We start from the raw sequence: 12,886 nt of genomic DNA on the forward strand, positions 1-12,886 counted from the left end.
CGGTGGCTGCCAGTATCGCGTACCCGGTAATCGGCAGCGGTAAAGGGGTCGAGCGTTATCAAGGGCGTTTATCCTGCTCGCGGTCTGCATCGTCGGCGAGTCAGGTGGCGGCGTATCGCCGGCGTGCGATAAGCTTCAGGTCGGTCATGAGTGCCAGCGTTCAAGCCCCGGCTTGCTGGCCGGCAACCCTCCAACCGCGGTGGGGTGCCCCGGGTGATGACCAGGTTGAGTAGCCACAACCGGCTACGCGGCAAGCGCGGGTCCGCCGTGACGGGCCCCCCGAGTAGACAGGGAAACCTGATGCACGCCTATTGGGGCCGGCCCATCGTGTCTCACCGTTGCTGACCGAATGGCTGCCGGTTGACGTCTTCTCCGGATGGCGTCCCGGGCGCCTACGAGCAACCGCCCCCATGCAAGCCATTGACAGAAAGCATGCACATGAGCGCTGACGAGAACGACGACAACGATCCGACCGCGCATTGGTCATTTGAAACCAAACAAATCCATGTCGGGCAGCGGCCGGACCCGACCACCCATGCACGCGCCCTGCCGATCTACCAGACCACCTCCTTCACCTTCGATGACACCGCACACGCGGCGGCGCTGTTCGGGCTGGAAGTCCCGGGAAACATCTACACCCGGATCATGAACCCGACCGCCGACGTCGTCGAGCAGCGCATCGCCGCGCTCGAGGGCGGGGTGGCCGCACTGTTCCTGGCCTCCGGTCAAGCGGCGTCGACGTTCGCGCTGCTGAACCTGGCCGGCGCCGGTGACCACATCGTCTCCAGTCCGCGGCTCTACGGCGGCACCTACAACCTGTTCCACTATTCGCTGGCCAAGATCGGCGTCGAGGTCACCTTCATCGACGACCCCGACAACCTGGAGTCCTGGCGTTCGGCGATCCGGCCCAACACCAAGGCGTTCTTCGCCGAGACGATCTCCAATCCGCAGATCGACGTGCTGGATACCCCGGGCGTGGCCGCTATTGCCCACCAGAACGGGCTGCCGCTGATCGTCGACAACACCGTCGCCACCCCCTACCTGATCCAGCCGATCGCCCAGGGCGCCGACGTCGTGGTCCATTCGGCCACCAAATACCTGGGTGGCCATGGCGCCGCGATCGCCGGTGTCATCGTCGACGGTGGCACGTTCGACTGGACGGGCGGTCGTTTTCCCGACTTCACCACGCCCGACCCCAGTTACCACGGCGTGGTGTACGCGGAATTGGGGCCGCCCGCGTTCGCGCTCAAGGCCCGGGTGCAACTGCTGCGCGACTATGGTTCTGCGGCCTCGCCGTTCAACGCGTTCCTGGTCGCGCAGGGACTGGAAACCTTGAGTCTGCGGATGGAGCGTCACGTCGCCAACGCCCAGCGGGTCGCCGAGTTTTTGGCCGGTCATGACGACGTGGTGTCGGTCAACTACGCCGGGCTGCCGAGCTCGCCGTGGTACGAGCTGGGACAGAAGCTGGCGCCCAGAGGAACCGGCGCAGTGCTGGCCTTCGAGTTGGCCGGCGGCGTGGAGGCCGGCAAGGCGTTTGTCAATGCGCTGCAACTGCACAGCCACGTCGCCAACATCGGGGATGTGCGGTCGCTGGTGATCCACCCGGCATCGACGACCCACTCCCAACTCAGTCCCGACGAGCAGCTGTCGAGCGGCGTCAGCCCAGGACTGGTGCGGTTGGCCGTTGGGGTCGAGGGCATCGACGACATCCTGGCCGACCTCGAGCTCGGCTTTGCCGCAGCTCGCAAATTCGGAGCCGCCGCCGGCGACCCGCAGGCCGTGGCGGCATTCTGAGGAGGCTTGGGTGACAATCTTCGACGTGCCAACTCAAGCGCTTCCCGCCGAAGGGGAACTCGGCGTCGTTGACGTCGGTTCGCTGACGCTGGAAAGCGGCGTAGTGCTCGACGACGTCCAGATCGCCGTACAGCGGTGGGGAGAGTTGTCGCCGTCACGCGACAACGTCGTCGTGGTGTTGCACGCGCTCACCGGCGATTCGCACATCACCGGCCCCGCCGGGCCCGGGCAGCCTACGCCGGGCTGGTGGGACGGCATCGCCGGGCCGGGTGCGCCGATCGACACCAACCGTTGGTGCGCACTGTCCACCAACGTGCTGGGCGGCTGCCGCGGCTCAACCGGGCCCAGCTCACTGGCTCCCGACGGAAAACCCTGGGGCTCACGGTTTCCGCTTGTCACGATTCGCGATCAGGTGGAGGCAGACATCGCGGCGTTGGCCGCACTGGGCATCACCAAAGTTGCCGCCGTCGTCGGCGGATCGATGGGCGGCGCACGGGCGCTGGAATGGATTATCGGCCACCCCGACGAGGTTGCGTCCGCGTTGCTATTGGCGGTGGGTGCGCGTAGCACTGCCGACGAGATCGGCACCCAGGTCAGCCAGCTCAGAGCGATCGAGGCCGACCCGAACTGGCAGGGCGGTGACTACCACGGCACCGGCCGCACACCCGACGTCGGACTGGCGATCGCCCGCCAATTCGCGCACCTGGCTTTCCGGGGCGAGCTCGAGTTGGACACCCGCTTCGCCAATGATGCTCAGAGCGGCGAAGATCCGGCGACGGGCGGTCGTTACTCCGTGCAAGGTTATCTGGAGTATCAGAGCAGCAAGTTGGTCGCCCGGTTCGATGCCGGAAGCTATGTGGCCTTGACCCACGCGATGATTGGACACGACGTCGGTCGCGACCGCGGTGGGGTCGCCGAGGCACTGCGCGGCTGTCCGGTACCGGTGGTGATCGGCGGCATTACTTCCGACCGGCTCTTTCCGCTGCGGCTGCAGGAGGAACTGGCTGACCTGATGCCGGGATGCACCGAGCTACAGGTCATCGACTCGATCTACGGACATGACGGCTTTTTGGTGGAATCCGAAGCCGTCGGCGAATTGGTGCGACGGACGCTGGATATAGCCGCCGGCGAAGGTGTGCGCCGGCGGTGACCCGCTCCCGGCAAGCCCGCTCGCTGTCGTTCGGCGCCGAAGCGGCCGCCTACGAGCGGGGCCGTCCGTCTTACCCGCCGGAGGCCATCGACTGGCTGCTGCCGGCTGAGGTCCGCAATGTGCTCGACCTTGGCGCGGGGACCGGCAAGCTGACCACTCGGCTGGTTGAACGTGGCCTGGCCGTGGTGGCGGTGGATCCGATCGCTGAGATGTTGGAGGTGCTGCGCAGCTCGTTGCCCGACACCCCGGCATTACTGGGTACCGCCGAAGAGATTCCGCTGGCGGACAACAGCGTTGACGCGGTGCTGGTCGCCCAGGCGTGGCATTGGTTCGACCCGGCACGCGCAATTCCGGAAGTGGCCCGGGTGCTGCGACCCGGCGGCCGGCTGGCCCTGGTATGGAACACTCGCGACGAGCGGCTCGGCTGGGTGCGCGAGCTGGGTCGCATCATCGGGCGCGACGGTGACCCGGTCCGTGACAAAGTGACGCTGCCCGGGCCCTTCACGGACGTGCAGCGCCATCAGGTCGAGTGGACGAGTTACTTGACGCCGCAAGCTCTTATCGACCTGGTGGCGTCTCGCAGCTACTGCATCACCTCGCCGACCGAAGTGCGTAGCAAGACGCTCGATGAGGTACGCGAGTTGCTGGCCACCCATCCGGCGCTGGCCAGCACCGAAGGCCTGGCACTGCCGTACGTGACGGTCTGCGTACGCGCCACGCTGTCCTGAACTTGCGCCCGAACGTCGAGTTGTTGGGCGAATTCGCGGTTTGCGGCACAACAAGTCGACGTTCGAGGGTTCAGAAGTTCAACCCGGAGAACATGATCCGTCGGGGGTCGTATTTCTGCCGTACGGCGCTCAGCTGGGGCAGGTTCGGGCCGAAATAGCGCGAGGGCGGCTGGTTCACTTCGATGTAGTTCACGTAGCCGCCGACCGAATACGGTTGCACCGCTTGGTGAGCCGTGGCCAACCAGTTGGTGGCAGCCGACGGGGAACCGGCTGTTTCGACGTACCACTGCACCAGCGCGGACTGCCGGCGCCACGGGAAGGCGGTAGCTCCCGGTGCCACAGTGGCGAGCGCGCCGTCGAGCGCGTGCATGATCGCCAACATGCGGCCTGCGCCACGCGGAAAGGCGTCCACTGCCGCGGCGATCCCCTGCGCGGCGCCGGCGTTGATGGTGGGGAAGACGTCGGATCCGCCGACATAGCCAAGCGGCGACGGGTTGAGGTTCCCGACGGCCAGATACCGCACCAGGTCCAGATAGTTGAACGTGTGGTTCTCGGTACCGGTCGGTTGTACTCCGACAGCTGATGTGATCGCGGCGGCCACACTGCTGCCCGACCCGGCCGGGCAGGTCGCCAGGATGCGACAGTGCGTACCCATCGCGTCGGTGGTGCTGTCGGCCAGTGCCCAGCTGCTGCGATCGGCCGTACTCAGCCATTTCTGCCAACCGAGCAGAACCTGTGCGAAGGCCTGCGGCGGAAAAGTGAGGTTCACGGCGTCGACGTCGCCGGTGGGGAACGTGGCGAAGGTCAGCGAGGTTGTCACCCCGAAGTTGCCGCCACCGCCGCCGCGCAACGCCCAGAACAGATCGGGGTGGTTGGCCGCAGACGCGGTGACCGCCTCGCCGCTGGGCAGCACCACCGACGCCGACGTCAACGCGTCACACATCAATCCCGCGTGCCGGGATTGAGCGCCCAGGCCCCCGCCCAGGGCATGCCCGGCGGTGCCGACCGACGGGCAGGTACCCGTCGCGATCCCCCGCCCGGTTGCGGCCAGCGCCTCGTGCAGCGCGTACAGACTGGTCGCCGGCGTGACGGTGACCTGGCCGGTGGCGGCGTCGTAATTGATTCCGCCGGACAGCTGACGCAGGTCGAGCACCATGGTGCCGTTCGCCGTGGAGGCGCCGACATAGGAGTGCCCGCCACTGCGCGGGGCGACCTTGAGGTTGTGGGCAGTGGCGAATGCCATCGCCTTCTGCACATCGGCCGCCGACGTCGGGGTGACGATGGCCGCCGGTGTCGAGCCGTTGTAGTTGGTATTGAAAACCTGTTTGGCCGTTGCGAATTGACCACCGTCGCCGGGTGTGAGCACATGCCCGCCGAGGGCGCTGGCAAGCCCCTCCCAGCCGGAGGCGGCCGGTTCTGCACCGGCCCGGACCGAGCCGACTCGACCCGATCCGAAAACTGCGCCGGCGGCTACCGCTCCGACCGCACCCCGCAGAAACGTCTGCCGCGAGATTTCACGCGGCACGGCACGGCCTGGAAGGTGTCATCTCCGAATTGTCGGCGACGAAACGGCGATATCCGTCGACCCGGGCGACGTGTCGGACTAACTAGCCAAATTGGCTATAATGGCTGTATTGGCTAGACTCGGCCTACGAACGAAAGGGAGGCACCATGACCACCCTGACCTTCCGCAATCGTGACGGCAAACTGGTCGACCTGCCGACCGTCGCGGCCACCCGCTTCAAAAATCAGTTCGGAGCTGTCTTCGAGGAAGCCGCGCTCTCCGGCGCCGTTGCGATCACCAAGCACAACACGCCCAAGGCGGTGCTGTTGTCGGTGGCCGAATTCGAAGCGCTGACCCGCTCGCGCGAGCCCGCCCTCGATGAGTTGAGCGACCGTTTCGACGACCTGCTCGACCGGATGCAGCGGCCGCAGAGCAAGGCCGCGATCGCGGCCGCATTCGACGCCACGCCTGCGCAGCTGGGCCGCGCCGCGGTGCAGGCCGCCCGGGAAAAGCCGCGCCGATAACCACCCGGTGGCCAGCAACGACGGTGCGCCGCCGGCCCGGTTGTACGTGCTCGCCGGTGTCAACGGCGCCGGTAAGAGCAGTATCGGCGGTGCGGCAATACGCGCCGCCGGAGCGGACTACTTCAATCCCGACGAGGCGGCGCGCGCGGTGCTGGCGGCGAATCCGAGCCTGGACCAGGCCAGCGCCAACTCGCTGGCGTGGCAGCAGGGAAAACGCTTGCTGGAGAGGGCAATCCGGGAACACCTCGATTTCGCGATAGAGACCACACTGGGCGGGAGCACGATGACCCGGCTGATCGCCGGCGCCGCGTCGCAGGGAATCGAGGTGCGGGTCTTCTACGTCGGGCTGGCCAGCGCCGACGCGCACATCGAGCGGGTCCGGCAGCGAGTTCGTGGCGGCGGCCACGACATTCCCGACGCGGACATCCGGCGCCGCTACCGGCACAGCCGACTCAACCTGGTCCGTCTGCTGCCCGCGCTCACCGAGTTGCGCGTCTACGACAACTCGACGCAAGCCGACCCGGCCGCCGGGCAGGCACCGCAGCCGCGGCTTGTGCTGCATGTCAATCAGGGACGTATCATCGGCCCCGACGACCTGGCATTAACGCCCGACTGGGCGAAGCCGATCGTCGCGGCCGCGCTCGAACTCGAGCCCCCAACAGACGCATAGTGTTCAAACCTTGACCTCATCGCGTCGTGAATGTGACTGTCGTAGCCCACTGTTCCTGGGAGCGACGTGAGTGAGGAGCGGAACATGCCGGCATTGAACAGCTGTCGCAACAGAATTGCGCTAGCGATATCCACCGGGCTGATCGCCGCTGCGGCGTTGGCGGCGCCGGCACAGGCCGACTCGATCGATGACAGCTTCCTTTCCGCGCTCAACGGCGCCGGCGTCAATTACGGAGATCCCGGCAGCACAGCTGAGCTCGGTCAGTCCATCTGCCCCATGCTGGCTCAGCCGGGCGGAACGTTCGCCTCCGCGGCGTCGAACGTGGTCGGCAACAACGGCATGTCGCCCGGCATGGCGCAGTTGTTCACCAGCATCGCGATATCGATGTACTGCCCGTCGATGATGGCGTCGCTGGCGGACGGCAACATGCCGAACCTGCCGCAGCTGCCGGGGATGTCGGGGTTGCCGGGGATCTAACCCGTCCCCAGCGGGTCGATCGTCGACGCGATGTAGACCATCGCGGTCGCCACCACCGCCGTGGTGGCAAAGTCAGTTCCCTTGCTGCGCACCACCAAAAGCCCGGCGCGGTCCTCGGACAGCACTAGTCGCAGCACCGCCGCCGCTCCCACACCGATGCCGATCAGCAGTGCGCCGCGACGCCAGAAGTTGGCGGCGGCCAGCGCGAAGGCGACGACGAAGATCAGCACGACCAACACGATCGGCCACTGGGCGGCGAAGATCATGCGGGTCCGGTCGGACACGCTCACGGCGCGGCCTCAGCCAATTCGACGACGTTGGTCAGCAGGAAAGCCCTGGTCAGCGGGCCGACACCACCGGGATTTGGCGACACGTGGCCGGCGACCTCCCACACCTCCGGTGCCACATCGCCGACCAGCCCGTCGTCGGTGCGACTGACCCCGACGTCGATGACGGCAGCGCCCGGTCGCGCCATGTCGGCGGTCAGCAGATGCGGCACGCCGACGCCGGCCACGATGATGTCGGCCTGTCGGGTCAGCCCGGCGAGGTCACGAGTTGCGGTGTGGCACAACGTCACCGTGGCGTTTTCCGAGCGGCGGGTCAGCAGCAGCCCTAATGGCCGGCCGACGGTCACGCCGCGACCGATCACGACCACGTGCGCGCCGGCGATCGGCACGTCGTAGCGCCGGAGCAGATGCACGATGCCGCGTGGCGTACATGGCAGCGGCCCTGGCGTGTTGAGCACGAGCCGGCCCAGGTTCGTGGGGTGCAGCCCGTCGGCGTCCTTATCGGGGTCGACGCGCTCCAATGCGGCGTTCTCGTCCAAGTGCTTGGGCAGCGGCAGCTGCACGATGTAGCCGGTGCATTCGGGGTTGGCGTTGAGTTCGTCGATCGTCTCGTCGAGCTTGGCCTGGCTGACATCGGCGGGCAGGTCACGGCGGATCGAGGTGATGCCGACCTTGGCACAGTCGGCGTGCTTGCCCCGCACATAGGCCTGCGAGCCGGGATCGTCGCCGACCAGGATGGTGCCCAAGCCGGGGGTGCGTCCCGCGGCCGTCAGTGCGGCCACCCGCTGCTTGAGGTCGACGAAGATTTCGTCGCGTGTTGCTTTGCCGTCCAGTGTGTTCGCAGCCACGCCTGACAGTGTTTCATGCGTTGCCCGTTAAGCTGCCGGTATGCCCGCCCCCGACGTGTTCGCCCCCGCCAAACTCGGTCCGCTGACACTGCGTAACCGCATCATCAAAGCGGCGACGTTCGAGGCCCGCACACCCGACGCGCTGGTGACCGACGATCTGATCGAATACCACCGGCTGCCGGCGGCCGGCGGGGTCGGCATGACGACGGTGGCCTACTGCGCGGTCTCCCCCGGTGGTCGCACCGGCGGCAACCAGATCTGGATGCGCCCGGAGGCCGTCGCCGGGTTGCGCCGGCTCACCGACACTGTGCACGCCGAGGGTGCCGCGGTGAGCGCGCAGATCGGGCACGCCGGCCCGGTGGCCGACGCCCGCTCCAACAAGGCCCGAGCGCTGGCGCCGGTACGCTTCTTCAACCCGATCGGGATGCGCTTCGCCAAAAAGGCCACCCGCGACGACATCGACGACGTCATTGCTGCGCACGCCAACGCTGCCCGGCTCGCCGTCGACGCCGGGTTCGACGCCGTCGAAATCCATTTGGGCCACAACTATTTGGCCAGTTCTTTTCTGAGCCCGCTGATCAACCGCCGCGCCGACGAGTTCGGCGGATCGCTGGAGAACCGGGCCAAGGTCGCGCGCGGGTTGGTGTTGGCCGTTCGCCGCGCCGTCGATCAGCAGATCGCGGTGACCGCCAAACTCAACATGGCCGACGGTGTGCGTGGCGGCATCTCGCTCGAAGAGGCGCTGACCACGGCCAAGTGGTTGCAGGACGACGGCGGGCTGGATGCGCTCGAGCTCACCGCCGGCAGCTCACTGGTCAACCCGATGTATCTATTCCGGGGCGACGCCCCGATCAAGGAATTCGCCGGCGCCTTCAAGCCGCCGCTGCGCTGGGGGATGCGGATGACCGGTCACAAGTTCCTCCGCCAATATCCCTATCGCGACGCATATCTGCTGCGGGACGCCCGGCTGTTTCGCGCCGAGCTGTCCATGCCGCTGATTTTGCTCGGGGGCATCACTAATCGGGAAACGATGGAGTTGGCGATGGCCGAAGGATTCGACTTCGTCGCGATGGCCCGCGCGCTGCTGGCCGAGCCGGACTTGGTCAACCGGATCCGCGACGAGCACGCTGTGCATTCGGCGTGCACGCACTGCAATCAATGCATGCCGACGATCTACAGCCGCACCCGTTGCGTGGTGACCGGCGCGCCGGACCGATTGCCGGTCGGGTAGGGCCACGGGACCACGTCTTGCACCGCCCGGCGCCACAACGCATACAGTCGGTTCGGTGAATCAACCGGCTACAGTTGTCTCGATGAATCAATCAGCACCGCCCGCGCTGACGGTTCGATACGACGGATCCGAACGTACCTTCGCGGCGGGCCATGACGTGGTCGTCGGTCGCGACCTTCGCGCCGACATGCGCATCACGCATCCGCTGATTTCGCGCGCACATTTACTGCTGCGGTTCGACCAGGGCCGCTGGCTGGCGATCGACAACGGTTCACTGAACGGAACATTCGTCAACGGACGCCGAGTCCCGGTGGTCGACATCCACGACGGCCAGACGGTCAACATCGGCAATCCGGACGGGCCGCGGCTGATCTTTGAAGTTGGACGACACGCCGGGATGGCCGGCCGGCCGCCACAGACCGCGTCGATGCGAGTGGTTCAGCCGCCGCCGCGGCCGTCGCAGCCGCAGCCGGCGCGAGGGGGTAGCGCCCCCCACGCAGCGCAGTCTCCCGGCATGCGGCCGCATCCGCCCGGCCCGCCTCATCCCGGTCCCCCACCGCAGCCGATGTACCAGAACGGCGCCGGTCAGCGAGCGGGTTATCCGAGCGCCCCGCCGCCGCCGCGGCAGCAGCCACCGCTGCCGCCACCATCACCACGCACCGAAATGGCGCCGGCCGCCAGCAAGCCTCCCGAAGTGGCGAACCTGGCGACCAAGATGTTCCAGGCTTTCCGGCCGGGAGCCGCGACGCCGGAGAAGCCGGCCGGTTCGGCCACCATCGGACGCGCCAACGACAACGACATCGTCATCCAAGACGTGCTGGCGTCGCGCCATCATGCGTTCCTGGTGCAGTCGCCGCTGGGCACCGAGATCCGCGATGCGCGCAGCATCAACGGCACGTTCGTCAACGGCGTGCGGGTGGGCTCGGCGGTACTGAGTGAGGGCGACGTCGTCACGATCGGCAACATCGACCTGGTATTCACCGACGGCAACCTGGTCCGCCGCACCGAGGCCGCGACCCGCACCGGCGGCCTGGAGGTGAACGGCGTTCACTTCAAGATCGACGGCAAGGAACTGATCGACAACGTCTCGTTCACCGCGCGGCCCGGCACGCTGACCGCGATCATCGGCGGGTCCGGCGCAGGCAAGACCACGCTGTCGCGGCTCGTTGCCGGATACACCAACCCCAGCCAAGGCGCAATCACCTTCGAGGGACACGACATCCACCGCGAGTACGCGACGATGCGCAGCCGGATCGGGATGGTCCCGCAGGACGACGTCGTGCACCGCCAGCTCACCGTCAACCAGGCGCTGGGCTACGCCGCCGAGCTGCGACTCCCCCCGGACACCAGCAAAGAGGAACGCGCCCAGGTCGTCGCGCAGGTTCTCGAGGAGCTGGACCTGACCAAGCAGGCCGATACCCGGGTGGACAAGCTGTCCGGTGGCCAGCGCAAACGCGCCTCGGTGGCGCTGGAACTGCTCACCCAACCCTCACTGCTGATCCTCGACGAGCCGACCTCCGGCCTGGACCCGGCGCTGGACCGTCAGGTCATGCTCATGCTGAAGTCGCTGGCTGAGGCAGGCCGCACGGTGCTGGTGGTCACTCACTCGGTGTCCTACCTTGACGTGTGCGACCAGATCCTGCTGGTGGCGCCGGGCGGCAAGACGGCGTTTTGCGGCCCGCCCAGCCAAGTCGAGTCCGCTTTCGGTACCGGCAACTGGGCGGAAATCTTCGCCAGGGTGGGCGCCGACCCCGACGAAGCAAATCGGCGGTTCATCGAGCGGAAAGGTGACAAGCTGCCGTCCCAGGCGGGCGGGCGTCAGGAGGCGCCAGGCGACTTGGGCGAGCCGGTCCACACCGACTTGTTGCGGCAGCTGTCTACGATTGCCCGGCGTCAGGTTCGGCTTGTCATCTCCGACCGTGGCTACACGGTGTTCCTGGCGGTGTTGCCGTTCCTGATGGGAGCGCTGACGCTGACCGTGAAAGGGCACAAACCGGGACTCGGTGTTGCTGACCCGCAAGGCCAAGCGCCTACTCAGCCGCAGTACATTCTGGTGCTGCTCTGTATCGGGGCGGTATTCATGGGGACCGCGTTGACGATCCGCGACCTGATCGGCGAACGCCCGATCTTCCGCCGAGAACAGGCGGTCGGCCTGTCCACCACGGCCTACCTGCTGGCGAAGGTCGTCGTTTTCTCCGTTTTCGCGACCCTCCAGGCGGGGATCGCGGTGATCATCGTCCGGCTCGGCAAGGGCGCGCCCACTGCGGATCCGCCGTTCTTCGGCAGCTCCACGTTGTCGCTGTTCTTCACCGTTGCCGCCACTTGTGTCGCCTCGGCGATGCTCGGCCTGCTGCTGTCGGCGGTTGCGCAATCGAACGAGCAGATCATGCCGCTGCTGGTGGTGTCGATCATGTCCCAACTGGTGCTTTGCGGCGGGATGGGGATCCCGGTGACCGGCCGGCTCGGTCTGAACCAGCTGTCCTTTGTGACGCCGGCCCGCTGGGGATTCGCTGCCGGCGCGTCGTCGGTCGACTTTCCGCACCTGGTGAAAGTCCCGCAAATTCCGACGGAAGACCGGTGGTGGCAACCCTCGAAGCACATCTTTGTGATCGACATGTTCATGCTGGCCGCACTGTCGGTCGCCTACGGCGCCTTCATCCGGTGGCACATCCGGCTCAAACGCTGAGGATCACCGATCGGCCCAATGCAGCACCGAGGTCAGCTGCCGGTCGGCGACAGGCTCGCCAAGGCATATTCGCTGATCGCGATCAGCGCGTCGGTGGCTGACCTGCGATCACGGGCATCGATGCTGATGATCGGAATGTGCGGGGCCAGGGCCAGTGCTTTGCGCACTTCGGCGACCGGATACCTTGGCGCACCGTCGAATTCGTTGACCGCAATGAGGAACGGCAGATTGCGGTGTTCGAAGAAGTCGACGGCAGCGAAACTGTCCTGCAGGCGACGGCAGTCGACCAGGACGATCGCTCCGATGGCACCGCGCACCAGGTCGTCCCACATGAACCAGAACCGGCGCTGGCCGGGCGTGCCGAACAGGTAGAGCACCAGATCCTCGTCCAGGGTGATCCGGCCGAAGTCCATGGCCACCGTGGTGGTCCGCTTGTCGGGGGTGGCCTCCAGCATGTCAACGCCGGCGGACGCGTCGGTGACCATCGCCTCGGTGCGCAGCGGCATGATCTCCGACACCGCACCGACGAACGTCGTCTTGCCGGCGCCGAACCCGCCCGCCACAACGATCTTCGTCGAGACGGTTTCCCGTCGCGGGTCCCGCCGCTCAGAGTGCTCGGAGGCCACGCAGCGTCCTTCCTATGAGTTCGCGGCGTTCATCGCGGGTCGAACGCTCGGTCAAGGTCGGGCTCACTCGAAGGTAGCCCGCGGTCACCAGGTCTCCGACCAGGACGCGCGCGACGCCCAGCGGCAAATTCAGCCGGGCCGAGATTTCGGCAACCGAGGGGCTTTTGGTGCACAGTTGGACGATTCTTCCTCTCATGTCGTCAGTCGGCCATCTGTGAAAGAGCGCCGACTCCAACGTCTGCACCGGCGCTTCCAGCGGAAGGTCGACGGTGGTATCGGTCCGTCCGGCCGTCAAAGTGTAAGGGCGGACCAGGCTCGCCTCAGGTCGCGGTGGCGGCGGCTCGCGTCTGTCCATTGCGGC

13 protein-coding genes and 1 riboswitch are annotated in these 12,886 nt (G+C 66.9%); of the genes, 8 read left to right on the plus strand and 5 right to left on the minus strand.

The window, feature by feature from the left end:
• The first annotated feature begins 142 nt into the window (after positions 1-142).
• Positions 143-263: riboswitch (SAM riboswitch) on the plus strand.
• 175 nt (positions 264-438) lie between these two features.
• The 3 genes from AC5Y5W_RS14715 to AC5Y5W_RS14725 are packed head-to-tail and all read left to right on the plus strand — an operon-like array spanning position 439 to position 3,672.
• Positions 439-1,794: a bifunctional o-acetylhomoserine/o-acetylserine sulfhydrylase gene (locus AC5Y5W_RS14715; RefSeq protein WP_500010787.1), complete on the plus strand. Its 1,356-nt coding sequence runs from the start codon at positions 439-441 to the stop codon at positions 1,792-1,794.
• Between the two features lie 10 nt (positions 1,795-1,804).
• Positions 1,805-2,944, plus strand: a complete 1,140-nt coding sequence (gene metX, locus AC5Y5W_RS14720) for a homoserine O-acetyltransferase MetX (protein WP_500010788.1) — start codon at positions 1,805-1,807, stop codon at positions 2,942-2,944.
• On the plus strand, positions 2,941-3,672 hold the full coding sequence (locus AC5Y5W_RS14725; protein WP_500010789.1) for a class I SAM-dependent methyltransferase: 732 nt from the start codon (positions 2,941-2,943) through the stop codon (positions 3,670-3,672). Before metX ends, AC5Y5W_RS14725 begins: the two co-directional genes overlap by 4 nt.
• Positions 3,673-3,742: 70 nt before the next feature.
• On the opposite strand, the gene AC5Y5W_RS14730 is transcribed toward AC5Y5W_RS14725, so the two are convergent.
• The gene (locus AC5Y5W_RS14730; protein WP_500010790.1) at positions 3,743-5,197 is read right to left on the minus strand and encodes an FAD-binding oxidoreductase; all 1,455 of its coding nucleotides are present in this window, start codon (positions 5,195-5,197) and stop codon (positions 3,743-3,745) included.
• A gap of 146 nt (positions 5,198-5,343) precedes the next feature.
• Here AC5Y5W_RS14730 and AC5Y5W_RS14735 point away from each other — a divergent pair, with 146 nt between their 5' ends.
• The 3 genes from AC5Y5W_RS14735 (at position 5,344) to AC5Y5W_RS14745 (ending at position 6,847) form a co-directional block, all read left to right on the plus strand.
• On the plus strand, positions 5,344-5,700 hold the full coding sequence (locus AC5Y5W_RS14735) for a type II toxin-antitoxin system prevent-host-death family antitoxin (RefSeq protein ID WP_500010791.1): 357 nt from the start codon (positions 5,344-5,346) through the stop codon (positions 5,698-5,700).
• A gap of 7 nt (positions 5,701-5,707) precedes the next feature.
• The gene (locus AC5Y5W_RS14740) at positions 5,708-6,370 is read left to right on the plus strand and encodes an ATPase (RefSeq protein ID WP_500010792.1); all 663 of its coding nucleotides are present in this window, start codon (positions 5,708-5,710) and stop codon (positions 6,368-6,370) included.
• Positions 6,371-6,454: 84 nt separating this feature from the next.
• Positions 6,455-6,847 (plus strand): DUF732 domain-containing protein, encoded by a 393-nt coding sequence (locus tag AC5Y5W_RS14745; RefSeq protein ID WP_500010793.1) that lies wholly within the window; start codon positions 6,455-6,457, stop codon positions 6,845-6,847.
• On the opposite strand, the gene AC5Y5W_RS14750 is transcribed toward AC5Y5W_RS14745, so the two are convergent.
• Complete coding sequence (locus AC5Y5W_RS14750) at positions 6,844-7,137, minus strand: DUF3017 domain-containing protein (RefSeq protein ID WP_499888081.1); 294 nt, start codon at positions 7,135-7,137, stop codon at positions 6,844-6,846. The genes AC5Y5W_RS14745 and AC5Y5W_RS14750 overlap by 4 nt on opposite strands.
• The gene (locus tag AC5Y5W_RS14755) at positions 7,134-7,982 is read right to left on the minus strand and encodes a bifunctional methylenetetrahydrofolate dehydrogenase/methenyltetrahydrofolate cyclohydrolase (RefSeq protein WP_500010794.1); all 849 of its coding nucleotides are present in this window, start codon (positions 7,980-7,982) and stop codon (positions 7,134-7,136) included. Before AC5Y5W_RS14755 ends, AC5Y5W_RS14750 begins: the two co-directional genes overlap by 4 nt.
• Before the next feature lie 40 nt (positions 7,983-8,022).
• On the opposite strand from AC5Y5W_RS14755, the gene AC5Y5W_RS14760 reads away from it, so the two are divergent.
• Positions 8,023-9,213: an NADH:flavin oxidoreductase gene (locus tag AC5Y5W_RS14760; RefSeq protein WP_500010795.1), complete on the plus strand. Its 1,191-nt coding sequence runs from the start codon at positions 8,023-8,025 to the stop codon at positions 9,211-9,213.
• An 82-nt stretch (positions 9,214-9,295) separates the two neighbouring features.
• Positions 9,296-11,899 (plus strand): ATP-binding cassette domain-containing protein, encoded by a 2,604-nt coding sequence (locus AC5Y5W_RS14765; RefSeq protein ID WP_500010796.1) that lies wholly within the window; start codon positions 9,296-9,298, stop codon positions 11,897-11,899.
• A 32-nt stretch (positions 11,900-11,931) separates the two neighbouring features.
• Here the strand turns inward: AC5Y5W_RS14765 and AC5Y5W_RS14770 are convergent, their stop codons facing one another.
• Both AC5Y5W_RS14770 and AC5Y5W_RS14775 read right to left on the minus strand, forming a co-directional pair.
• The gene (locus tag AC5Y5W_RS14770) at positions 11,932-12,525 is read right to left on the minus strand and encodes a GTP-binding protein (RefSeq protein ID WP_499888088.1); all 594 of its coding nucleotides are present in this window, start codon (positions 12,523-12,525) and stop codon (positions 11,932-11,934) included.
• Positions 12,506-12,880, minus strand: coding sequence for a DUF742 domain-containing protein (locus AC5Y5W_RS14775; protein WP_499888090.1), 375 nt, complete (start codon positions 12,878-12,880; stop codon positions 12,506-12,508). The genes AC5Y5W_RS14770 and AC5Y5W_RS14775 overlap by 20 nt, the downstream gene beginning before the upstream one ends.
• Between the last annotated feature and the right edge of the window lie 6 nt (positions 12,881-12,886).

Source organism: Mycobacterium sp. NGS51 (assembly GCF_059812525.1).

What these genes read in the sequence shown, in the direction of transcription:
- AC5Y5W_RS14735 (WP_500010791.1), top strand. Translation starts at nt 5,344, where the DNA reads ATGACCACCCTGACCTTCCGCAATCGTGACGGCAAACTGGTCGACCTG.
- AC5Y5W_RS14760 (WP_500010795.1), top strand. Translation starts at nt 8,023, where the DNA reads ATGCCCGCCCCCGACGTGTTCGCCCCCGCCAAACTCGGTCCGCTGACA.
- AC5Y5W_RS14765 (WP_500010796.1), top strand. Translation starts at nt 9,296, where the DNA reads ATGAATCAATCAGCACCGCCCGCGCTGACGGTTCGATACGACGGATCC.
- AC5Y5W_RS14745 (WP_500010793.1), top strand. Translation starts at nt 6,455, where the DNA reads ATGCCGGCATTGAACAGCTGTCGCAACAGAATTGCGCTAGCGATATCC.
- AC5Y5W_RS14775 (WP_499888090.1), bottom strand. Translation starts at nt 12,880, where the DNA reads ATGGACAGACGCGAGCCGCCGCCACCGCGACCTGAGGCGAGCCTGGTC.
- AC5Y5W_RS14715 (WP_500010787.1), top strand. Translation starts at nt 439, where the DNA reads ATGAGCGCTGACGAGAACGACGACAACGATCCGACCGCGCATTGGTCA.